The sequence below is a fragment of the Acinetobacter rongchengensis genome (assembly GCF_003611475.1).
Lineage (GTDB): Bacteria > Pseudomonadota > Gammaproteobacteria > Pseudomonadales > Moraxellaceae > Acinetobacter > Acinetobacter rongchengensis.
The window spans coordinates 16,560-39,102 of record NZ_RAXT01000013.1; the positions used below are offsets into that span (position 1 = coordinate 16,560).

Consider the following 22,543-nt stretch of genomic DNA (forward strand, 5'->3'; position numbering starts at 1 on the left):
GATTTTATTTTACAAACTGGAAAAGCCTTTAGATGCAAATCTAAAGGCTTTTTTATATGACCTAATTAAGTGAATCCTTGGTCTGTTTGAGTATTACAATCGATAATTCTATTGAATGTTTACTTCTTCTTCGCAAACTTTTGAACATCTGCCAAAACTTGTGCTGCATGCGTCTGTGTGTTCACACTGCTGTAGTGGTAAACAATATTACCTTGTGGATCTATTAAAAAAGTTTCTCGTTTGGCAATTTTTGCGATGCCTAAATTTCGAACTATGCCAAACTGGCTTGCAAGTTGGTGATTATTATCCGCCAAAATTGGAAAATTCAATCCAAGTTTTTCTGAGAATTTTTGATGTGATTTGACATCATCCAAACTTACCCCAAGCACTACCGCATTGTTTTTGATGAATTGTGGGTATAAAGTTTTGAATTGATTGGCTTCTTGTGTACATCCTGGAGAATCATCTTTAGGATAAAAATACAGGACAACCCATTTACCTTTGTATTGGCTCAATTCATGCCATTTTGAATTTTGGTCTTGTAATTTAAATTTTGGGGCAGGTTTTCCTACCCATTGTTTTTGATCTGAATCAAATTTAGACAAGATTGAATTTTCAGCATGACTGAATGTACTGTTTATGAGTAAGGCAGAAATAGAAAGTAAGCCAATACTGACGAATTTTAATGATTTCATATTGCATACTTTCCTAAATGAATTCTATTTCGATCTTAGCAAATTTTAAGCATCATCGTTGATAATAAATTGTTGGTATTTATTCCAAACATATGGATGATTTTGTGACTGGTCATGTTATTAATGAGTATTCATCTGAGAATAATGATCAAGAGTAGCTAATGGATATTGGTGCAGTTTTAATACAGCTTAAACCTAATGTTTTGACCCATGTTGATGCATGGCAAGCAGAACTCAATGCACGTAAAGATGAAGCAATTGAAACGTTAAAAGCAGAAGGTGTTAGGGTTGAATCATGGTTTTATTTAGAATTAGAGGGAAACAATTATTTATTGGCCTATACTCGGGCAGAGGATATTGAAAAAGCACATGCAGTGGCACGTAATAGCCATTTCCCAATCGACCAAGTACATCAGCAATTTAAACGTCATTGGTTGAAAGTGATTCCTGCAAAGTTATTACTCGATTTAGAAAACAACCAAGATTCAATAAGATTTAAAAAAAGCAATTTGAGTTTAAAATGCCCTAGATTTAAAAAACAGCCAAGCCTTATACTTTAAAATACTCAATCATCGTTTAGAGTTTAAATTGAATCAACGTATTTTACTCATCACAGGCTGGGGCGGTGGAACGAAACTGCTCAATTCACTTCAACATGCTTTACAACACAGAAACTATGATGTTGAACTGATCAATATATTCAATGCTTTAGATGAGGAAGTATTAAGTCAATATGTTGAAAAGGCTAAAACAGTTGATGTAATCATCGGCTGGTCATTGGGTGGGCAGCTCGCAACTTTATTGGTCGATCAAGTCGAAAAAAAATATTCTGAGAAAAAAATTCTAATTACATTGGCATCGAACCCTTGTTTTGTTGCCAATTCTGAATGGCAAATCGCCATGGATCAATTGACATTTCAAAGCTTTAAACAATCCTTTGAAAATGATGCAATTTTAACATTAAAGAAATTTGGTTATATGGTTTGCCAAGGTGTAGAAACGACAAAAGCTGATTTTCTGACTTTGCAAAGTTTAATACAACCACAAAAAATTGAGTTGCTCCAAGCGGGTTTAAAGCTTTTAGAAAATTTAAATCTTGTGAGTATCCTAAAAAATTATTCAGGATACCAATATCATTTATTCGCCAAACAAGATTATTTAGTTAGCTACAAAGTATGTGAAAACTTACAGCAATTAGCTGCAAAGTTTTTACAAACTGAATTAATCAGTGGCTCGCATGGCTTTGCCATTTTTAAATCTGAGGAAATAACTGACAAAATCTGCCAATATTTACAAAAATTGAATTAAATCTGTAGATGAGTGGTGAATATCGCAATTTCTTTTTGATCCACACAGGTTTAAGATCATTAAATTGTTTTGTTGTAACTGATACGTGTACATGGAGTTTGGGATGATTGATTTGATGGCTGAATTAAATGATCAACAATTTGATCATGCACATATTTGGCATCCTTATACGTCAATGACCCATCCATTACCGACGTTTAAAGTCAAAAAGGCTTATGGCGCAACGATAGAACTTGAAGATGGTCGCCAATTGATTGATGGTATGTCATCATGGTGGTGTGCGATACATGGTTATAATCACCCTGAGCTGAATCAGGCAGTCATTGATCAATTACAAAATATGTCGCATATCATGTTTGGTGGTTTTACTCATGATCCTGCAATACAACTAGGAAAATTATTACTCGAAATTACGCCACCCAGTTTAGATAAAATTTTCTACGCTGACTCAGGTTCAGTGGCTGTTGAAGTTGCTTTGAAAATGGCTGTACAGTTTTGGTCTGCTCAGGGAAATATTCAAAAAACTAATTTTGTTACCCCTCGTTCGGGGTATCACGGTGATACGTGGAATGCGATGTCGGTGTGTGATCCTGTCACAGGAATGCATCAGATTTTTGGTTCAAGCTTACCCAATCGTATTTTTGTTCCTGCTCCACAAGTTGGTTTTTATGATCAATGGGATCAAAGTGACATTCTCGAACTCGAAAAAACCTTAGCCGAACATCATGCAACAGTTGCAGCGTTAATTCTGGAGCCGATTGTACAAGGTGCAGGGGGAATGCGCTTTTATCATCCAGAGTATTTACGCCAAGCGAAATTACTTTGTGAAAAATACAATATTTTATTGATTTTTGATGAAATAGCGACGGGTTTTGGTCGAACTGGCAAGCTGTTTGCATGGGAACATGCACAAGTTGAACCTGACATTATGTGCATCGGTAAAGGTTTGACGGGAGGCTATATGACACTTTCTGCAACCTTAACCAGCAAGCATGTCGCAGAAACCATCAGTCGAGGCGAAGCGGGCGTGTTTATGCATGGGCCAACGTTTATGGCAAATCCATTGGCATGTGCTGTGGCTGTAAAAAGTACTCAATTGCTGGTTTCGCAGGATTGGCAAACCAATATTCATCGTATTGAAAATCATCTTCGACAGGTTTTAACGCCATTACAAGATCTTGAATATGTTCAGGATGTACGTGTATTAGGTGCAATTGGCGTGGTGGAGTTAAGCTTTAATGTAGATATGAACAGCTTACAGCAAGAATTTGTGAAAAGGGGAATCTGGATTCGTCCATTTGGCAAGTTAGTCTACGTTATGCCACCCTATGTGATTTCAGAACAACAATTAAAAATATTGTTAGAACAACTGGTTGAGGTTGTGAATGGCATGCAGGAGCAGGTTGCATGAGTGGCGTGAATTCACATCTTGAACATTTTTCGCAACAAATAGATGAATTAAAACAGCAAGGCAATTTGCGTCAATTTACGACCAATATTCAGCAGCAACGTTTTATCACTATTGATCATCATCAAATGCTGAATTTAGCTTCTAATGATTATTTAGGTTTAGCTGCGGATGCTCAGTTGCGTGAACAATTCTTTGATGAAACACCGAATGCTCAGCGAAGGATGAGTTCGTCTTCATCTCGCTTGCTGACTGGAAATTTTCCTGAATATGAGCAATTAGAAGCACGTTTAAGTCAAGCTTTTCATGGGCGAGCAGCACTGCTATTTAATAGTGGTTATCACATGAATATTGGTATTTTACCTGCATTAGCAGACAGTAAAACCTTGATTCTTGCAGATAAATTGATTCATGCCAGTATGATTGATGGGATTCGTTTATCGAAAGCCAAATATATACGTTATCGTCATAATGATTTGGCTCATCTCACTCAACTTTTACAGCAATATCATGATGATGCTGAATTTGAGCGAATGATCGTGGTAACTGAATCAATTTTTAGTATGGATGGTGATGAAACTGATTTGGCTGCATTGGTTCAGATAAAAAAACAATTTTCTAAAGTCATGTTATATGTTGATGAAGCACATGCAATTGGGGTTCGCGGTGTTCAGGGCTTAGGTTGCGCTGAACAGTATGCAGTGATTGATGATATTGATTTTTTAGTGGGTGCTTTAGGTAAAGCAATGGCATCGATTGGTGGTTATTTAATTTGCCATAGCGTTATCCGTGATTACTTGATTAATCGTATGCGTCCCTTGATTTTTAGTACAGCTCAACCACCGATTTGTATGGCATGGACAGATTTTATTTTTCAAAAAGTACAGGCTTTAAATTCGCAACGTCAGCATTTACAGCAAATGAGTCAGTCCTTACAACAAGCTGTTCAAAAGAAAGGTTTTGATTGTCCATCGACTTCACATATCGTACCTGTGATTATTGGTGAATCGAGCAAAACTGTTGAAAAGGCCAAAGCCTTGCAAAAAGCGGGTTTTTACATCATGCCAGTACGGCCACCAACTGTGCCACAACATCGTTCACGTCTGCGTATTTCCTTAACAACGCAAATTTTACATGCTGACATTGATCAACTTGTGACTTTATTGTGAGGGCAGGTTAATACGATGGATATTGATAAATCACAAGTGGCTTTGCGTTTTGCCCAAGCGGGAAAAAGTTATACTCAGCATGCTGTAGTGCAAAAGCAGATTGCACTACAGTTATTTAATTTAATTGTAAAATTTTACTCCAAAACCCATATCAAGTCTGTGTTTGAAATCGGTTGTGGTTCAGGAAACTTAACCCATCTTTTGATGCAAAATCTAAATATTCAACATTTGGTTCTCAATGATTTATATGTGCAAGTACAGCAACATTTTTCAACAGATCAAAAATTAGAGTGGTGCATTGGGGATATTGAACAACAAGACTTTCCACAGTATTTGGATTTGATTGTTTCGAGTTCTGCATTGCAATGGATCGATGATCTAGAGGCAATTTTTCAAAAATCTTATCACAGTTTAAATCCTGATGGATATTTGTGTTTTTCGACCTTTGGACAAAAAAATTTACAGGAAATTAAGGCCTTAACTGGACAAGGTTTGACTTATTTATCAATTGAAACGATTCAAGAAAAATTACGGAATAGTGGTTTTGAGGTCTTATATTTGTCAGAGCAAGTAGAGCATTTAAACTTTCAGTATCCCAAACAAGTTTTACAGCATTTAAAGGCGACGGGTGTTACAGCAACAGCTTCAAACTTCCGTTGGACAAAACAAACGCTACAAGATTTTTATTCGAATTATCAAAAATTTATGCATCAAGATAAGTCTGGAGAAACTTTTTATTCACTGACTTATCATCCAATTTATTGTATCGCTCGGAGAACACCATGACCGCATCCATTTATTTTATTAGTGGGATCGATACTGGAATTGGTAAGACCTATACCACGGGGTATTTAGCCAAGTTGTGGAATGAGCAGGGGAAGAAAACCATCACCCAAAAGTTGATTCAAACGGGCAATATTGATATTTCAGAAGATATTGAACAACATCGTCAAATTATGGGAATGGGGTGGTTTCCTGAAGATGAAACTAAACTGACCATGCCTGAAATTTTTACTTATCCAGCTTCTCCGCATTTGGCGACCAAAATCGATGGTCGTGAAATTGATTTTCAAAAAATTGAAAATGCGACGCAACAACTCGCTGAAAAATATCAAGTTGTTTTGCTGGAAGGAGCGGGTGGATTAATGGTTCCACTGACAACTGACTTATTAACCATTGATTATATTGTAGAAAAAAAGTTTCCTGTCATTCTTGTCAGTTCAGGCAGATTGGGAAGCATTAACCATACTATTTTAAGTTTGGAAGCTTTAAAGAGTCGTGGTTTAGCATTGTATGCTTTGGCCTATAATTTAAATGATGAATCGCAAGATGCACTGATTTCGCAAGATACGGCTCAGTTTTTAAAGTCATATTTAGCAAAACATTTTCCAGATACGCTGTGGATTGATATTCCTGTTTTAAAATAAGCATTGATCAAAATGATTGTTTTGGGTAGATGTATTTACGATAGATGGGTAGAAGAATCGGTAGTAATAAGAAATGAATTAAACTGGTTATCCAAGTGATGATAATCAGTGCTGCGATGTATGGTGGTACATCAATTGCCCAAACAAAACTGAGTAGTGGTAACAGAATCGGTAAAATTGAACAAAAGGCAAAACTGATAAAAGGATGTTTTGCTGAATATTTTGAACAGAATAAGAAAGCGTAGCTTGCCATCCAAATACTATAAATAAAACAAGCTTGTAGAATTTCAGACATTGGATAGTTATTGTGTATTTGTAAAGACAATATTTCAGCATTATCAATCTGTTCTTGCGTAGGAAATTGACCTTGATAAGCAATATAAGCACATACTGCTAACCAAATAAGTAGCAGTGGAATCAATATAAAATATCTTTTATTCATCTTCTTTATTTTTGGTTAATAAATAATCACTATAAAAATAGTGAGTTTTGAATGCAAGTTTTATCAGGCTTTGTTCTGTATGTATTCAGTTTAAAAGTCGTAATTTCTGTAATGAAGCATATTTTTGGAATATTTGATGTTATTTCTAAAGTGATAAAATTTATTTAAAAACAAAGTATGAATTTGGTTTTGAAAAATAATCTGATAATAAAAAACGCTAACAAACTGAATTGTTAGCGTTTTTATTTGCTCATTGCAGCTTAATTTTCATTGGCTGCGATACCAATCTTTTTCACATTTAAGCGTTGAGCAGCGGCCATGACCATTGCAACATCTTTATATTCAGACATTTTATCAGGTTGTACTTTAATTTGATCTTGATCAGATTTTTGTGCAACACCTGCAAATAAAACTTCTAAAGCTTGTTTGTTTTCAACAGGCTGGCCATTCCAAAAGAGTTTACCTTGCGCATCAATACGTAATGTAATGGGTTCAGGTGGTTTCTCATTGGTTGGCGGTGGTGGTGCTCCGTTAGGTAAATCAATATTAATTGAGTTATTCGGAATTGGAATGGTGATAATAAACATGATCAACAATACCAACATCACGTCAATAAGAGGAGTCATATTGACGTCTAACATCACATCATCATCGTCTTTATTGGAACCTACATTCATACCCATAAGTTGTTCCTTCTTATCCGATTATGGTGCAGCAACAGGTGTAGTGACAAATGCAATTTTGCCAATACCCGCCTGTTGAGTTGCACTGATGACTTCATCAATCGCTTCATATTTGGTGACTTGGTCACCACGAATATGAACCTCAGGTTGTGGGCGTTTTTGCGCCTCGACCTGTAAACGACTAATCAATGTACTTTTATCTGCGATATATTTTTCATTCCAAAAAATATCTCCAGCCTTATTCACAGCGATTTGAATATTGATCGGCTTGGTTACATAAGGAACGTTTTTTTCCTCAGGTAACTTGACTGGAACTGTATGAATCGCAACAGGTACCGTAATTAAAAAGATAATCAGCAATACCAACATAATATCAACCAATGGTGTGGTATTAATGGCTGAAATTACATCATCTTCGTCACCATCTGAATTGATCATCATTCCCATGGCTGATGCCTCGCTTATTTAATTTCGTTATTTTTAGTGCTATCGTTTTTGATTTCACCGCTTAATAAAACAGTATGTAAATCAGAACCAAAAGTACGAACATTATCTAATACAGCTTTGTTACGACGCGTTAACCAGTTGTAACCCAGTACCGCTGGAACAGCGACTGCAAGACCAATTGCTGTCATAATTAAAGCTTCACCTACAGGGCCAGCCACTTTATCGATAGATGCTTGACCTGAAATACCAATTGCAGTTAAGGCATGATAAATACCCCAAACAGTACCGAATAATCCAACGAATGGTGCAGTTGAACCTACTGTTGCTAAGAATGCTAAACCACCGCTTAAATGACTTTGGATTTTATCAATCGCACGTTGAATAGAAATCGTTACCCAAGTATTGAAATCAATACGTTCTAGTAAATTACCACCATGTTTTTTGGTTGAATTAATGCCTTTTTCAGCAATGAAACGATAAGCACTTTCTTCTGCGAGCGTTTCAGCAGCACTGTCAATAGAAGCTGCTTCCCAAAATTTTGCTTCAGCTTCTTTACCTTGGCGTTTAATTTTTGCTTGTTGAATAAACTTAGTCACCATAATGTACCAAGTACCAATCGACATAAGTACCAAAATAAATAAGGTAGACTTTGCAACGATGTCACCTTCACGCCACAATGCTTCTAAACCATAAGGGTTATGGGTAGGTGCTGCCGCAGGTTTTGGTGGTGGCGTGTGTATTTCACTATTTGTTGTTGCTGCAGGTGCAGTCGCAGGTGTTGCTGCTGATTCTTCAGCAAAAGCTGAATGAATTGGAAGTAATGTACTCGCAGCTAAAATTGTTGCTGAAGCAAATAGTTGAGCAGGTTTCATCATTTTATTCATTCATAATCTCCAAAATTTTTTATGCAATTCATTAATTCAGTACAAATTCATAAGGAATGTCATACCAAGATTCTTGAGGTTCACCATTTTTCATTGCAGGTTTGAAAGTACATAAGCTAAATGCTTTTAATGCTGCTTTATCGAGAGATTTTGCACCACTTTGTTTTTTAACTTTAGCTTCTTTCACTTTACCGTCAGTACCTACGTAAACTGAGATCAACACTTCACCTTGTTCCTCATTCTGTAATGCTTCGCGAGGGTAGTCAGGTCTTTTGCATCCAGCTTCACCGCCAGATACACCACGTGTTTCACCAGCCGGTTTAACTGGTTCAGGGTCAGCCTTTTTCACAGGTGCAGGATCTGTATTCTGAATAGGGTTTGGACTATCAGATACAACTTGTTGAGTTGCTTTGACAGGTTGTGTTGTTTGAGTTTTTTCCACCTGTTTTATAACAGGTTTTGGATCAGGTGTTTGCAGTACTTTATCGACAAGCTTTGGTGGCTCAGGTGGAGTTTCGATTGGTTTTGGTTTGGGTGGCTCAGGTTTTTTGTCCTGAATAATCAGTAATTCAACAGGCTGTTCTACTGGTTTTTCACCATTTTTAGCTAAGCCTGTAATTAACCCATAGAGAACGATTAGATGCAGTAATATTACTACTCCAATACCAATCAGGCGTTTGGCAGAGTTATTTTCTAAATCTGAAAAATTCGTGCCCATTGTTACTCCTGAAATGAGAGACAAACAATCAATAGTAAAAGTGAGACTATTTAAAAAATTGTTATTTCAATTCTGTTGTTTGGCTTAAGTGAAGTATTTAAATCTTGCAAACACCACCTAGATATTTAGGCGATGTTTGCAAAACTCCCATTTAGAACTTGTAAGTACCTCTTACGAAATACGCACGTCCTACTGGATCTGTATAGCGAGGGTCATAACCGTATTGGAAATTATCTGTTACGTTAGACGCTGAAGGTTCTTCATCAAAGATGTTTTTGATGCCTGCAGTCACTTCAAGATTTTTAAATCCACTATACGTACCAGAAATGTTGTATAGGGTGTAATCACTTACACGGTGATTGTCATATTTCTCATCACCTGTTGTGTTTTGGTCTTTATAGCCACGCGTAAATTGTTGTTCAAAAACCATTTTCCAGTTTTCATAGCTCCAATTTACATTCGCAACATGTTTCCATCGAACGATTGCTGGGTCATCATAAGTACCAACAATACCTTCCCATTTTCCACCTTTTTCATCTTGGCGATCATACTTCATGATGTATGTACCATCGATGCCAAAACCAAAACGACCTGTTTTAGTTGTTGGAGCAAGATAGTTTAGACTTAAATCTACACCTTCAGTTTTGATGCCACCCATATTCACTAATGTGGTGTTTACATACTTAATACGACCATCGGTATCACGAATGAAACGATCTGAATATTTGTCTGGATCATCAAAAATCATAGCGTCGCTGATTGTAGAAATCAGGTTATCTACTTCAATATTGTAATAATCTGCAGTGAATACTAGGTTTTTGATTGGCTCTAAAACAAAACCAGCTGTATATGATGTTGATTCTTCAGGTTGCAAATCAGGTGAACCGCCTTGCATACGTTTGAATTGAACATTACATTCAGTTTGGTATTGTGGGGAAGTCGCTGTACCACCTGGGCAGAGCACAGGGTCATTATATTTAGAACCTGTATAAGTTTCGCTCTGTGGTGCATTGATGTCATATAAGCTTGGTGCACGGAAACCAGTACTATATGAAGTACGGAACATCAACTCTTTCATTGGTTCCCAACGGAACGCAATTTTCGGGTTAAAAGTATCACCAAAGTCGCTGTAATCATCATAACGTGCAGCAAGTTGGGCTTCCAAATTCGCTAAGATCGGAATATGGAACTCAGTGAATAGCGCTGAGATATCACGATCACCTTCACTGATCGGTTTATTTGGGTCAATACCGCTACTTGGCACTTGGCTAACAATTGCTGAATTAACTTTTTGATCCCATTCTTGTTTAGTGAAGCTACCACCAAACGCAAAACCAACCTCACCCGCTGGCAGGGTGTAAATAGGACGAGATACAGTAAAATCAGCAGTTGTTGATTTTAGTTTACCTTTATTGGTGTCACCATTAACTTCAAAAGACTTCCAAAGATTTGAATCAGCTGAAGCACCGAATGGGTTGATTGAACCATCATTGAGTGCAGCTTGAAGGTTTGAGCGGTTTAGATAACCACCAGCAAAACTATCAGTTGCTTCACTTTGCGCATAAGTTACGCCACCATTCATATCCCAACCGTACGCTTCCCCCTCAACACCTGCAAAAATACGGTGTGAGTCGGTAGTGGTTTCGCTCATACGGTTGCCCGCTTGAGAACGTAGATAAAGTTGAATAGGCTTTCCGCTAATTCCATCTACACCAGGTGTGATGCCTTGACCAGGATAGTATTGGCTTGAAGATGGAAGTGATACTGAACGGCTGTAAACATCAGGTGCAATTGAGGTCGCTACTTTATTGCGCGAGAAAATATATTCGCCAACAAGATTGAACGTATCAGATAGTTTGAATGTACCACGACCTAAAGCAGAAACAGTCTCAGTTTTAGGTGTAATACCAATCAGTGCTTGAGTATTTAAGTAACACAATCCACCATCTGCGACGACATTTGGTGCGTTATTACAATTACTGTCGCCATAAGGATTGGCAAGAAGACCAGTAGGTTTGCCATCTTTATCTAGAGGGCCACCATTTGGATCGTAAAAGTTTGCAGGGAAACCATTTGCAGAACTTGCATCTAAGCCAAGTTCTGGAAGGACACCACCACGACGGCTGACTTTACGGTCTTTTGCCATGATATTGTTTGTTCTACGATAATCAACAACACCGTAGATATTGAAACCTTGTTCGTCAAGGTCACCATAACCACCAAAGATTGAAATATCTTGTTGATCTCCACCAGATTCTTCAGGTTGAAGAGCACCAGCACTGATACTTAATCCTTCAAAAGATTTCTTGGTGATAAAGTTGATTACCCCAGCAATCGCATCAGCACCGTAAACAGCAGATGCGCCATCACGTAAGATTTCAACACGCTCTACCATTGCCATTGGAATGATATTGAGGTTAGTGGTTGATGTACTGAAAGGACTATATGCTAAACGGCGGCCATTGAGTAAAACCAAAGTTTTATCTGTACCTAAAGCACGTAAGTTTGCGGATGAACCTTCAGTATTACTTGCCCCTACGTTTTGTGAAGTTGTGAAACCTGCTTGGTTTGCACTGACTTTCGTCAGTGCTTCTTCAACAGTGGTAATCCCTTGTTTCGCTAAATCTTCACCCTTTAAAATGGTGATCGGTGATGCACTTTGAGCTGCGACCCCTTTAATTGACGACCCCGTTACAGTCACTTTTGCGACTTTTGTTGGTTGATTTGTTTCTTCTGCTTCCGCAGCGTGAGCTAGCGACAGACACATCATACTTAAACTAAGCGCGCTTAATTTAAGTAACGATTTGCCAATCGTTGGCGATCCCAAAGAACGAACAGCGTTGTTCATTTTCATATTTTGAAACATCCTTTTTTGTTGTACTTAGCGATATTGCTGCATTGCCTTCTAGCAATTCAAGTGCCAACTATATAATTATATGTTTTAAAAATATACAATATATTGATAAAAATTTACGTTATTAGTGTTGAATATCCTTATTCATTCGTGACTTGATAGTTGAAAAAAATGTTTGGAATTAATTTAAAAGAATGTTAAAGCAGTATTAAGAAATGGTTAAAAAATGATCAATTGGCTATATTTTAGTGCATTTTTTATTCATTTATCGGTTTGTTTAATATATTTTATACGATGCATAATTTATTTTTATGTGTTACGGTAAATTGATTAATTATTTATAATCAATCTATTGTGTGTATAAAATATAGTCTTTGATAAAATAAATGGGCAATTTTGAAACATCAGTGTATTTTAATTGTGCATTATGAATTGTTTTGATATTGGTTATCTGAATTTAATATTTAGGTGAAAACTATAGGAATCGATAGGATGTCGATACATGATAAATAACTAATTAATGTGGTAATTTTACGGTAAAAGGAAATTAAATTTAGCCCCAATTAGGAGTAGTGGCATGAAATTAGCTTTGCATTTAGGACTGTTCTATTGTCCAATTTTTCACTATTGTTAAATTAGCACTGCAGCAAAATTCAAGACGTAGTGAATTACAGGATGACAAACAAAGTAAAAAGTTCTGTCAAAACATAATCTTATTTTATAAAAAATGTAGGTACGAATTTGGAATTTAAACGTTTACACGTTGCACTGATGGCTTGTGCAATGAGTTGTGGGGGAGTGGCGATTGCAAAATCACCAGCGCAGCCAAATAAAGTCTTAAATTTGGCATTTGAAGCGCCAGATGATGGTTTTGATATGGTGAAAACCTATAATTTTTATAGCGGTAATATTGCTGAAGTGATTTTTGAACCGTTATTGAAATACGATTACCTTGCTCGTCCTGTCGTACTGGTTCCAAATACAGCGCAAGCAATGCCAAAAATTGAACAAGAAGGCAAAATCTATACCTTTAAAATTCGACCAGGTATTTATTTTTCAGCTGACCCTGCTTTTAAAGGCAAAGCCCGAGAGCTCACTGCACAAGATTATATTTATTCAATACAACGTATTAGCGATCCTAAAAACCGTTCACCTGCATTTAATTTTATTGATGGAAAAATCGTAGGTATGGACCAAGCGGTTGCCAATGCCAATAAAACTGGGAAATTTGATTACGATGCGCCGATCGCAGGCTTAAAAGCTTTAGATCGTTATACTTTGCAATTCACTTTGACTCGTCCAGATTATAATTTTCAATACATTCTTGCTTATGTCGCCTTTAGTGGGACTGCTAGGGAAGTTGTTGAGTTTTATGGTGATCGTGTGGGTCAACATCCTGTAGGAACAGGGCCATACCAACTCAGTAAATATGTGCCTCGTAGTAAAATTGAATTGGTTGCAAACCCTGAATATCGTGGTTTTGTTTGGGATTTTAAATCGACTGGTACGGCTTGGGATAACAAGTTAGTCAAACAAATGTCAGGCAAAAAAATGCCTCAAGTCGGTAAAGTCACGGTCAGTATTATCGAAGAAGAGCAGTCTCGTTGGTTAGCCTTTAAATCTGGACAATTGGATTTTGATAAATTGACCTCAAATGCGGTTCCGCAAGCTCTCAACGGTAATCAACTTAAACCAGAATTACAAAAACAAGGTATTCAACATTTTCCCAATAAGGATGCTGAAATCACCTACACCATGTTCAACATGAAAGATCCGATTGTTGGTGGCTTTAGCTTAGATAAGATTGCTTTACGTCGTGCCATTAGCATGTCTTATAACCAAACTGAAGCGATAAAACAGCTTTATAAAGGTCAGGCGGTTAAGGCTGAAATGTTTATTCCAGATGGTGTACAAGGTAATAATCCAAAATATAGAAGCAGCGTGGGTTATAACCCCTTGTTGGCAAATAAGTTGCTCGATCGTTTTGGTTATAAAAAAGGCAAAGATGGCTATCGTACTTTACCGAATGGCCAACCTTTAACGCTTAGATACAACACTGAAAATAGCTCAAGTTCAATTATTCATTCTGAGCTTTGGAAGAAAAACCTAGATGCCATTGGGGTTCGTGTTGAATTCAAAGTCAGTAACTTTGCCGACAACATGAAAGAAGCCATGCAATGTAAATATATGATGTGGGGCGGTGCATGGATTGCAGATTATCCTGAAGGAGAAAACTTCGCACAGTTATTGTATGGACCAAATTCTGCGCGTGGTAATTTAAGTTGTTATCAGTCAAAAGCTTATGATGCACTTTATGATAAGGCGATGGTCTTATTACCTGAAAAACGATTACCTTTCTATGAACAAATGAACCGTCAAATAGAAGCGGATAATCCGTGGATTGTTCATACCACACGTGTTCGAAATTGGTTAATTCACCCTCAAGTGCAAGGTTATAAAGCTCATCCAATGATGAATACCACGTGGCAATATCTTGATGTACAACCTGTCAAAAAATAACCATATTTAAGTTGATGAAAATGATGAAGGACAATCTCAATCGGAAATTGAAGCAAATCGGGGTGAGTGTTTTGTTGGGAAGTCTGTTTCTCACGGGCACGATGAATGTATTTGCAAAAAGTCCAGCCGATCCAAATAAAGTTTTACGTTATGTTTTCCCTGTTGCTGAAACAGGTTTTGATCCTGCGGGAACACATGATTTGTATTCTGCGCATGTGCATAACTCTATTTTTGAAGGCTTATATACTTACGACTACTTAGCATCTCCTGCAAAGTTAACAACGCGTACAGCCGTGGCGATGCCTGAGGTCAGTAAAGATGGTTTGACCTATACTTTTAAAATTCAAAAAGGGATTTATTTTGCCAAAGATCCTGTATTTAAAGGCAAATCGCGTGAGTTAACGGCACAAGATTATGTCTATTCTTATAAACGTTTACTTGATCCAAGTTTACGTTCACCAAACAGTTGGTTACTTGATGACAAAATCGTAGGGATGGATAAAGTCCTTGCGCAAGCTAAAAAAACAGGCAAGTTCAATTATGATATGCCTGTTGAAGGTTTATATGCCCCAGATCGCTATACTTTAGTGATCAAACTCAAACAACCGGATCAAAACTTCCCAATGTTATTGGCACATCAACCCGCGGGTGCTGTGGCAAGAGAAGTGATTGAGCATTATCGTGATAAAGCAGGTTTTGCGATGGCAAATCCTGTCGGGACAGGACCTTATGTACTTGCTAAATGGACGCCGGGTTCACGTATTATTCTCAAAGCAAATCCAGACTTTCGTGGTTATGTTTGGGATTTTAAAGCCTCTTCACCTGAAGATCAGAAAATCGTCAATGCGATGAAAGGCAAAAAAATGCCTCAAATCGGTGTTGTTGATATTCAAGTGATGGAAGAAGGGCAGTCTCGTTGGTTATCTTTCAGTAAAGATGAAACAGACCTTTTTGTTTTAGATGGTGAACTCACTGTTCAAGCAATTCAGGATGGTAAATTGAAACCTGAGTTAGCTAAAAAGGGCATTCAACTTTCTCGTATTGTTGATCCATCAATTGATTATCATTATTGGAATATGCAAAACCCTGTAGTGGGTGGATTGACCAAAGATAAGATCGCTTTGCGTCGAGCAATGGCGATGGCGTATTCGGCAGATAATCAAATTAAAATTTTGTTAAAAGGGGATGCACAGAAACTGCAATACCCAATTCCTTATGGCATTGTGGGTCACGATCCAAATTATAAAACCAGCATTCCTTATTCAGTTAAAGCAGCTAATTTATTGTTAGACCGTTATAACTATAAAGTCGGTGCAGATGGTTGGCGAACATTGCCAAACGGCAAACCACTTGTGATTGAAATGACATTGTCAGGCAATACCTTGAAGAGCCAACAAGGTGCTGAGTTTTGGAAAAAGACTTTAGACAATATCAAAATCAAAATGACCACCAAGTCGATGCCTTTTGCTGAAGCTCTCAAAGCCGAAAAACAATGTAAAACCATGTTTAAAGGCTCCGCTTGGATTGCCGACTATCCTGATGCAGACAACTTTATGCAGTTGTTCTACAGCAAAAATATTCATGTCACCAATAATGGCTGTATGAAAATTCCTGAATTTGACCGTTTATACGAACAAACCCAGAAAATGAATCCTGGGCCTGAACGTGATGCACTTTATCGCAAAATGGCACGTATTCTTGAAGTGTATATGCCTGTTCAGATGGAATCGACCCGTTATAGAAATGCACTCGCCCAACCTCGTGTGATTGGATTTAAAAAACATCCAATTATTCCTTCTGAGTGGATGTATTTCGACATTAAAAAGTAAGCAAAATTGAATGATGTAGAAAAATGAATAAATTGAAAATTGGAGAAAACATGAAAACTCAAGCCTTTAAACTGACGACACTCTGTATGTTAAGCATGGGGATTAGCCAAGTTGCATTCGCTGATACTGTACGTAGTACTTTACCTAAGTTTCAGACTAAAGATATTCCCGCTCAGTGTGATGCGACCATTGCAAAGACCAAAAAACAACTGACTGATTTTGAAAAAATTAAGTTAAAGAAGCATGCAGAGGCAGGGCCAATTTTAGCCAAATGGGATCAGATTTTTGCTGAGTTTGAAGATTTTTATGGGCCAATCAATTTATATAGTAATGTAGATCCGAGTGCAGACTTACGTAAGGCTGCTGAAGATTGTGAAGTGAAGATCAGCCAATTCCAAACTGAAGTTTATCAAAACTCAAAGCTCTATCAACAAATCAAAAAAACTAAAGCCAGCAATGATATAGATGCTAAATACCGTCAAGATATTTTAGATGGATTTGAAGATACAGGGGTACAACTTCCTGCGAAAAAACAAGCACGTTTAAAAGTTATCTTGGATGAACTGACCAAGATTCAACAAGAATATGCACGTAATATTCGTGATAATCCTGAAAAATTAGAATTTACACCAGCAGAGCTCAAAGGATTACCTGACAGCTATATTGCTGCTTTAAAGAAAAATGATAAAGGGAACTATTTACTGGGTTTTGATTATCCAGAATATCGTCCATTTATGGAATTGGCGGATAATGATGATGCGCGTAAGCGTTATCAAATCGCCTATACGCGTCGTGGTACAGAAAAGAATTTAGTTTTATTAAAACAAGCTATGGACTTACGTTATGAGCTTGCACAATTATTCGGTCAGGCAAGCTATGCAGATTGGGCGCTTAGAAACCGTATGGCGAAAAACCCTGAAACTGTGAATAAGTTCTTAAATGAAGTACACAGTACCGTTGCACCTTTAGAGAAAAAAGAAGTACAAGCATTACGTGAGTTTAAAGCTGAAACCTTAAAAATTCCTGTAGAAAAAGCAGAAATTGATCGTTGGAGTGAAGGCTATTGGAGCGAGAAATTACGCCAAGCTAAATATAAGATTGATCAAGAAAAAATGCGTGAATATTTCCCAACCCAAGCATCTCAAGACTGGTTATTTGCGATTTCATCTGATTTATATGGTATTGAGTTTAAGCCTGCCAAAGTGGATGTTTGGCAAGATGAAGTGGAATATTATGACGTAACAGATAAAAAAACGGGTCAATTGCTCGGTGGCTTGTATATGGACAAATTCCCTCGTGAAGGGAAATATGGCCATGCTGCGGTTTGGGGTGTAAAAGGCGGCAGTACACTGACACAGCGTAAACCGATTTCGGCACTGGTGACGAATTTTAACCGTAAAGGTTTAAACAGTGATGAGTTGGAAACTTTTGTACATGAGTTTGGACATGCACTGCATGGTATCTTGTCGAATACGCGTTATACCTCTCAATCAGGAACTGCAGTAGAGCGTGATTTTGTTGAAGCACCTTCTCAAATGTATGAAGAATGGGCGCGTCGTAAAGAGAGCTTATCTAAACTGGCTGATTATTGTAAACCTGCTTGCCCACGGATCGATGATGAGTTGATTGCCAAACTCAAAGCAGTGAATAATTATGGTCGTGGTCTGTTCTATTCGCGTCAAACTTTATATGCACAATTTGATATGGCATTACACACAGCAGACGCACTAAAAACTCAACCTTTAGATGTTTGGAAAAAACTTGAAGGCGTTACAGCTTTAGGTTATGTACCAACCACAGAATTCCCAGGTCAGTTTGGACATATCATGGGCGGTTACCAAGTCGGCTATTATGGTTATATGTGGTCTGAGGTGATGGCTTTAGATATGTTGTCTGCGTTTGGAAATAACTTAAACAATCCAGAAGTCGGGCAACGTTATCGTCAAACGATTTTATCTCAAGGCGGTCAAAAGAAAGCATCGCAATTGGTGGTGGATTTCTTAGGTCGTGAACCTGATAACAAAGCTTTCTTTGATGAAATTACTGGTCAACGTGATTAAAAGGAATTAATACTATGTTGGCATATATCATACGCCGTATTTGGCAAATGATACCCACGATGTTGGGGGTTGTTTTGCTTATATTTTTCCTATTTAACTGGGTCGGAGGCGATCCAGCTTATATTCTTGCAGGGAAAATGGCGAATCCAGAACAAATTGAAAATATCCGTCAACAATTGGGGGTAGATCAACCTTATTACATCCAGTTATGGATATTTATCAAACAAATCGTCACTTTTGATTATGGTTTTAGTTGGAGTACAGGGGAGTCAGTATCTGACATTATCCTGACTCGCTTAGGGCCTTCACTCACCATATTGATTCCATTGGTTATTTTACAAACTGTGGTTTCTATTATCCTTGCTTTAGCCGTTGCAGCAGTACGAGGTTCTTTGACTGATCGTATGGTGATGATGCTATGTACGATTGGTATGTCGATCAGTATTTTGGTGTATATCATTGTTTTTCAATACGGTTTGGCATACAAGCTCGGTTGGTTCCCAGTACAAGGCTGGAGTGATAGTCTGAGTGAGAACCTGTTTAAATACTCATTATTGCCTATTCTCATCATGTTAGTCGTGAGTATTGCACCGACTTTACGTTTATACCGTAGCTTTGTTTTAGATGAAGTCAATCAAGATTATGTGCGTACTGCACGTGCAAAAGGTGTCGGTGAAAGCCGTATTCTTGGCATACATGTATTGCGTAATGCTTCGATTCCGATTGTTACAGATGTGATGGCGAGTTTACCAGCATTGTTGATTGGTGCATTTTTAATTGAACGTTTCTTTGGTATTCCGGGCATTGGGCGAGAAGTCATTATTGCAGTAGAGCGTAGTGATTTCCCAGTTATTAAAGCCATTACGGTTTATGTCGCTGCGGCAACCATGATTTTTAACTTGATCGCTGACTTGATTTATAAAGTGATTGATCCACGTGTACAGTTGAAGTAGGTGAGCCATGCTTGGAACTTTATTAAAAAGCAAAGCTGAAGCTCAAGATCATTCAGCTTCTCCTGGGTTATGGCGTTTAGCCATGCGTCGTTTAAAAGCAGATCGAATTGCGATGGTTTCGCTCTTTGTTGTGCTGTGTTATTTCGTGATGCTTATTCTGTCGATGTCTGGGTTAATTGCATCAAACTGGAATAAGGAAGTGGCTGTCAGCTATGCACCGCCTACATTTATAGGTGCGGAGCAAAACACTACTGATCCTGCTAAAAAGGCAGCTGTTGTTGAAGCATTGCCTGAAAATCCTGTCGACCCTTTAAAAGATGTGATTAAAGAGTTAAATACTCAAATTGCGACTGAGCAAACTACTGGTGGCGTGATTGATTACTATGGGGTGCAAGACCCTTTGGCTGAAGATATGCAAGCCATTGATCAACAATTAGGTGGGCATTTACTCGACCAGCAAACTGAATTAAAGCAAACTCTACCTTTTGGTGCGGACAAATGGGGGCAGGATGTTCTGCTTAAAACCATTAAAGGCGCTGAAACTTCAATTATTGTGGGCGTCGTTGCAGCCTTAGTTGCTGTTGTGATTGGGACAATTCTTGGGGCAATTGCCGGTTATTTTGGTGGTTGGGTCGATGATGTTCTGAACTGGTTTTACAATATTTTCACATCAATTCCTTATTTATTGTTGGTTCTCGCAATTGCAGCGGTATTACAACAAAAAGGGATTCTTTCCATCGTCCTGATTCTCGGGCTAACAGGTTGGACAGGGGTGTTTCGTTTAATTCGCGCAGAATATATGAAGCATACTTCTCGTGAGTATGTACTCGCAGCCAAGGCGATTGGGGTAAGTAACTATCGGCGTATGTTCGTACACATTTTCCCGAATGTAAGTCATATTGCTTTGGTGCAAATGTCGATTCTTGTGGTTGCATTCATTAAATCAGAAGTTATTTTAAGCTTCTTAGGTTTTGGTGTTCCTGTTGGTGTAGTGTCATGGGGAAGTATGTTGAATGAAGCGCAAAGTGAATTGATTTTAGGAAAATGGTGGCAATTGGTTGCAGCTTCAGTCGCAATGGCAATATTAGTAACAGCATTTTCAATGTTTACAGATGCATTGCGCGATGCATTAGACCCTAAACTCAAATAAGGAGCGTCAGAATGTCAGAACAACAAACTACAACTTCTGCGCTGCTTCGTGTAGAAAATTTAAGTGTTAGCTTTAAAGGTGAAAATAAACAATTTATTGAAACAGTGAAGGGAATTTCTTTTGAAATTCCGCCGAATACGACGGTTGCACTCGTGGGCGAGTCGGGGAGTGGTAAATCGGTAACTTCACTTGCAACAATGGGGTTGTTACCTGTAGGGCAGTCTCGAATTGCAGAACAAAGTAAAATCATTTTTGAAGGTATAGACTTACTCAGTTTACCGCCTAAGAAGATGCGAGAAATGTGTGGTAAAGAAATTGCCATGATTTTTCAGGAGCCAATGTCTTCATTGAACCCCGTTTTTACGGTAGGCGATCAAATTGCTGAGATTTTGCGCTTACATCTTAATATGGGGCGTAAACAAGCAAGACAACGTGCTTTAGAATTATTAAAGGAAGTCGGTATTCCTTCACCTGAAACTAAAATTGATGCATTCCCAAGTCAACTTTCAGGTGGTCAACAGCAACGTGTCATGATTGCTATGGCGATTGCTTGTGAGCCTAAGTTATTGATTGCGGATGAACCAACGACGGCATTAGATGTCACCATTCAAAAACAAATTTTGGATTTGCTTGAAGACCTACGTAAACGCCGTCAGATGTCGATGCTGTTTATTACCCATGATTTAGCCTTGGTGAGTGAAATTGCAGATGAAGTGATTGTGATGCGTCATGGCGAAATTCGTGAACAAGGTTTAGCCAAAGATGTTTTGGAGCATCCTAAAGATGCTTATACCAAAGCATTGCTTATGTGTCGTCCTCAACTGTCACATCGACCATATCGTTTACCGATGATCAGTGACTTTATGAAGCGAGAAGGCGACCAATGGGTAGAGGCGCAGAATTTATCTGAGGCAAATCGGGCTGAACGTAGTCGTGGTTTGGTCGGCGATGAAGAGATTATTCTTGAAGTCCAAGACCTCAAGAAGTCATTTTATAGTCGTAAAGGGCTTTTTGGAAAAGATGAGTTTAAAGCGGTAAAGGGTGCTTCTTTTAAACTGGCTAAGGGTAAAACTTTAGGTTTAGTTGGTGAATCTGGCTCGGGTAAGACCACGATTGGTTTATTGTTGATGCGTTTACAAGAATCAACGGGTGGAAAAGCATTATTTGAAGGTAAAGATATTTTAGCAATGTCTGAAAAAGAATTTGCTCAATATCAGCGTAAAATTCAAATCATTTTCCAAAATCCATATGCATCTTTGAATCCACGGTTTACAGTGGGACAAATTTTGATGGAGCCGATGCAAGTTCATCACATTGGTGCAAATGATGCAGAGCGTAAAAAAATGGCGCTTGAATTATTAGAGCGAGTGAGTTTGCCTGCACAAGCTTTTGATCGTTATCCGCATGAGTTTTCAGGTGGTCAGCGCCAACGTATTGCGATTGCACGTTGCCTAACTTTGAAGCCTGAAATTTTAATTTGTGATGAATCAGTTTCTGCTTTAGATGTATCTGTACAAGCGCAAGTTTTGAATTTACTTCAAGATTTACAAGATGAGTTTGGCTTAAGCTACATTTTCATTTCGCATGATTTATCTGTTGTAAAGTATATTTCAGATCAAATTATGGTAATGAACCATGGTGATATTGTTGAAATTGAAAACTCGGATGAATTATATCGAGCGCCGAAACATGAGTACACCAAACGTTTATTGAGTGCTATTCCTCAAGGGAGTATTGAGCATATTGGTTAGTGATTATTGAATTTGGGACAGGTAAAAAGCCACTCAAACGAGTGAATGTTGATCAAGTAACAGTAATTCAGTAGTTACTCATCCTAAGAATCTCCCCTAACCCCTCTTTAAAAAAGAGGGGGAACTACTGAGAATTTAAAATAATTTTAGATTCTTGGTACTCCCTCCTTTATCAAAGGTGAGGAGTATGCTCCGCAAGGGGGAGGATTAAAAAAGACTTAACTGATCAGCATTACTCAAATGAG

The 22,543-nt window shown here is 38.0% G+C and carries 19 protein-coding genes; 12 read left to right on the top strand and 7 right to left on the bottom strand.

Annotation, left to right across the window (positions count from 1 at the left end; genetic code table 11):
• Window positions 1-119 precede the first annotated feature (119 nt).
• Window positions 120-695, bottom strand: coding sequence for a peroxiredoxin (locus D7V20_RS08480; protein WP_120383872.1), 576 nt, complete (start codon window positions 693-695; stop codon window positions 120-122).
• Window positions 696-856: 161 nt separating this feature from the next.
• On the opposite strand from D7V20_RS08480, the gene D7V20_RS08485 reads away from it, so the two are divergent.
• The 6 genes from D7V20_RS08485 to bioD all read left to right on the top strand — a co-directional run bounded on the left by D7V20_RS08485 (window position 857) and on the right by bioD (window position 6,007).
• Complete coding sequence (locus D7V20_RS08485) at window positions 857-1,255, top strand: DUF6176 family protein (RefSeq protein ID WP_235831613.1); 399 nt, start codon at window positions 857-859, stop codon at window positions 1,253-1,255.
• A 28-nt stretch (window positions 1,256-1,283) separates the two neighbouring features.
• Entirely contained in the window at window positions 1,284-2,003 is a 720-nt protein-coding gene (locus tag D7V20_RS08490) for an alpha/beta hydrolase family protein (protein ID WP_120383873.1), read from the top strand.
• Between the two features lie 115 nt (window positions 2,004-2,118).
• A complete protein-coding gene (bioA, locus tag D7V20_RS08495) occupies window positions 2,119-3,414 on the top strand; it encodes an adenosylmethionine--8-amino-7-oxononanoate transaminase (RefSeq protein ID WP_171407787.1) in 1,296 nt (431 codons plus the stop codon).
• Window positions 3,411-4,580 (top strand): 8-amino-7-oxononanoate synthase, encoded by a 1,170-nt coding sequence (locus tag D7V20_RS08500; RefSeq protein ID WP_120383875.1) that lies wholly within the window; start codon window positions 3,411-3,413, stop codon window positions 4,578-4,580. The genes bioA and D7V20_RS08500 overlap by 4 nt, the downstream gene beginning before the upstream one ends.
• A gap of 15 nt (window positions 4,581-4,595) precedes the next feature.
• Window positions 4,596-5,366: a malonyl-ACP O-methyltransferase BioC gene (gene bioC / locus D7V20_RS08505; RefSeq protein WP_120383876.1), complete on the top strand. Its 771-nt coding sequence runs from the start codon at window positions 4,596-4,598 to the stop codon at window positions 5,364-5,366.
• Window positions 5,363-6,007, top strand: coding sequence for a dethiobiotin synthase (gene bioD, locus D7V20_RS08510; protein WP_120383877.1), 645 nt, complete (start codon window positions 5,363-5,365; stop codon window positions 6,005-6,007). Before bioC ends, bioD begins: the two co-directional genes overlap by 4 nt.
• Before the next feature lie 7 nt (window positions 6,008-6,014).
• Here the strand turns inward: bioD and D7V20_RS08515 are convergent, their stop codons facing one another.
• The 6 genes from D7V20_RS08515 to D7V20_RS08540 all read right to left on the bottom strand — a co-directional run bounded on the left by D7V20_RS08515 (window position 6,015) and on the right by D7V20_RS08540 (window position 12,035).
• Entirely contained in the window at window positions 6,015-6,449 is a 435-nt protein-coding gene (locus D7V20_RS08515; protein WP_120383878.1) for a hypothetical protein, read from the bottom strand.
• Between the two features lie 260 nt (window positions 6,450-6,709).
• Window positions 6,710-7,132, bottom strand: a complete 423-nt coding sequence (locus tag D7V20_RS08520; protein ID WP_120383879.1) for an ExbD/TolR family protein — start codon at window positions 7,130-7,132, stop codon at window positions 6,710-6,712.
• A gap of 21 nt (window positions 7,133-7,153) precedes the next feature.
• Window positions 7,154-7,579, bottom strand: coding sequence for an ExbD/TolR family protein (locus D7V20_RS08525; protein WP_120383880.1), 426 nt, complete (start codon window positions 7,577-7,579; stop codon window positions 7,154-7,156).
• Between the two features lie 14 nt (window positions 7,580-7,593).
• Complete coding sequence (locus D7V20_RS08530) at window positions 7,594-8,463, bottom strand: MotA/TolQ/ExbB proton channel family protein (RefSeq protein ID WP_120383881.1); 870 nt, start codon at window positions 8,461-8,463, stop codon at window positions 7,594-7,596.
• Between the two features lie 31 nt (window positions 8,464-8,494).
• Window positions 8,495-9,181 (bottom strand): energy transducer TonB, encoded by a 687-nt coding sequence (locus tag D7V20_RS08535; RefSeq protein WP_120383882.1) that lies wholly within the window; start codon window positions 9,179-9,181, stop codon window positions 8,495-8,497.
• 151 nt (window positions 9,182-9,332) lie between these two features.
• Window positions 9,333-12,035, bottom strand: coding sequence for a TonB-dependent receptor (locus D7V20_RS08540; protein ID WP_120383883.1), 2,703 nt, complete (start codon window positions 12,033-12,035; stop codon window positions 9,333-9,335).
• 771 nt (window positions 12,036-12,806) lie between these two features.
• On the opposite strand from D7V20_RS08540, the gene D7V20_RS08545 reads away from it, so the two are divergent.
• The 6 genes from D7V20_RS08545 to D7V20_RS08570 are packed head-to-tail and all read left to right on the top strand — an operon-like array spanning window position 12,807 to window position 22,298.
• Complete coding sequence (locus tag D7V20_RS08545; protein ID WP_120383920.1) at window positions 12,807-14,555, top strand: ABC transporter substrate-binding protein; 1,749 nt, start codon at window positions 12,807-12,809, stop codon at window positions 14,553-14,555.
• Window positions 14,556-14,578: 23 nt separating this feature from the next.
• A complete protein-coding gene (locus tag D7V20_RS08550; protein ID WP_120383884.1) occupies window positions 14,579-16,384 on the top strand; it encodes an ABC transporter substrate-binding protein in 1,806 nt (601 codons plus the stop codon).
• A gap of 23 nt (window positions 16,385-16,407) precedes the next feature.
• The gene (locus D7V20_RS08555; RefSeq protein ID WP_171407785.1) at window positions 16,408-18,444 is read left to right on the top strand and encodes a M3 family metallopeptidase; all 2,037 of its coding nucleotides are present in this window, start codon (window positions 16,408-16,410) and stop codon (window positions 18,442-18,444) included.
• A gap of 14 nt (window positions 18,445-18,458) precedes the next feature.
• Entirely contained in the window at window positions 18,459-19,397 is a 939-nt protein-coding gene (locus tag D7V20_RS08560; protein WP_120383885.1) for an ABC transporter permease, read from the top strand.
• 7 nt (window positions 19,398-19,404) lie between these two features.
• Complete coding sequence (locus D7V20_RS08565) at window positions 19,405-20,547, top strand: ABC transporter permease (RefSeq protein ID WP_120383886.1); 1,143 nt, start codon at window positions 19,405-19,407, stop codon at window positions 20,545-20,547.
• Between the two features lie 11 nt (window positions 20,548-20,558).
• Window positions 20,559-22,298, top strand: coding sequence for an ABC transporter ATP-binding protein (locus tag D7V20_RS08570; RefSeq protein WP_120383887.1), 1,740 nt, complete (start codon window positions 20,559-20,561; stop codon window positions 22,296-22,298).
• Window positions 22,299-22,543: the final 245 nt, after the last annotated feature.

What these genes read in the sequence shown, in the direction of transcription:
- D7V20_RS08480 (WP_120383872.1), bottom strand. Translation starts at nt 695, where the DNA reads ATGAAATCATTAAAATTCGTCAGTATTGGCTTACTTTCTATTTCTGCC.
- D7V20_RS08485 (WP_235831613.1), top strand. Translation starts at nt 857, where the DNA reads ATGGATATTGGTGCAGTTTTAATACAGCTTAAACCTAATGTTTTGACC.
- bioA (WP_171407787.1), top strand. Translation starts at nt 2,119, where the DNA reads ATGGCTGAATTAAATGATCAACAATTTGATCATGCACATATTTGGCAT.
- D7V20_RS08500 (WP_120383875.1), top strand. Translation starts at nt 3,411, where the DNA reads ATGAGTGGCGTGAATTCACATCTTGAACATTTTTCGCAACAAATAGAT.
- bioC (WP_120383876.1), top strand. Translation starts at nt 4,596, where the DNA reads ATGGATATTGATAAATCACAAGTGGCTTTGCGTTTTGCCCAAGCGGGA.
- bioD (WP_120383877.1), top strand. Translation starts at nt 5,363, where the DNA reads ATGACCGCATCCATTTATTTTATTAGTGGGATCGATACTGGAATTGGT.
- D7V20_RS08515 (WP_120383878.1), bottom strand. Translation starts at nt 6,449, where the DNA reads ATGAATAAAAGATATTTTATATTGATTCCACTGCTACTTATTTGGTTA.
- D7V20_RS08520 (WP_120383879.1), bottom strand. Translation starts at nt 7,132, where the DNA reads ATGGGTATGAATGTAGGTTCCAATAAAGACGATGATGATGTGATGTTA.
- D7V20_RS08525 (WP_120383880.1), bottom strand. Translation starts at nt 7,579, where the DNA reads ATGGGAATGATGATCAATTCAGATGGTGACGAAGATGATGTAATTTCA.
- D7V20_RS08530 (WP_120383881.1), bottom strand. Translation starts at nt 8,463, where the DNA reads ATGAATAAAATGATGAAACCTGCTCAACTATTTGCTTCAGCAACAATT.
- D7V20_RS08535 (WP_120383882.1), bottom strand. Translation starts at nt 9,181, where the DNA reads ATGGGCACGAATTTTTCAGATTTAGAAAATAACTCTGCCAAACGCCTG.
- D7V20_RS08540 (WP_120383883.1), bottom strand. Translation starts at nt 12,035, where the DNA reads ATGAAAATGAACAACGCTGTTCGTTCTTTGGGATCGCCAACGATTGGC.
- D7V20_RS08545 (WP_120383920.1), top strand. Translation starts at nt 12,807, where the DNA reads ATGGCTTGTGCAATGAGTTGTGGGGGAGTGGCGATTGCAAAATCACCA.
- D7V20_RS08550 (WP_120383884.1), top strand. Translation starts at nt 14,579, where the DNA reads ATGAAGGACAATCTCAATCGGAAATTGAAGCAAATCGGGGTGAGTGTT.
- D7V20_RS08555 (WP_171407785.1), top strand. Translation starts at nt 16,408, where the DNA reads ATGAATAAATTGAAAATTGGAGAAAACATGAAAACTCAAGCCTTTAAA.
- D7V20_RS08560 (WP_120383885.1), top strand. Translation starts at nt 18,459, where the DNA reads ATGTTGGCATATATCATACGCCGTATTTGGCAAATGATACCCACGATG.
- D7V20_RS08565 (WP_120383886.1), top strand. Translation starts at nt 19,405, where the DNA reads ATGCTTGGAACTTTATTAAAAAGCAAAGCTGAAGCTCAAGATCATTCA.
- D7V20_RS08570 (WP_120383887.1), top strand. Translation starts at nt 20,559, where the DNA reads ATGTCAGAACAACAAACTACAACTTCTGCGCTGCTTCGTGTAGAAAAT.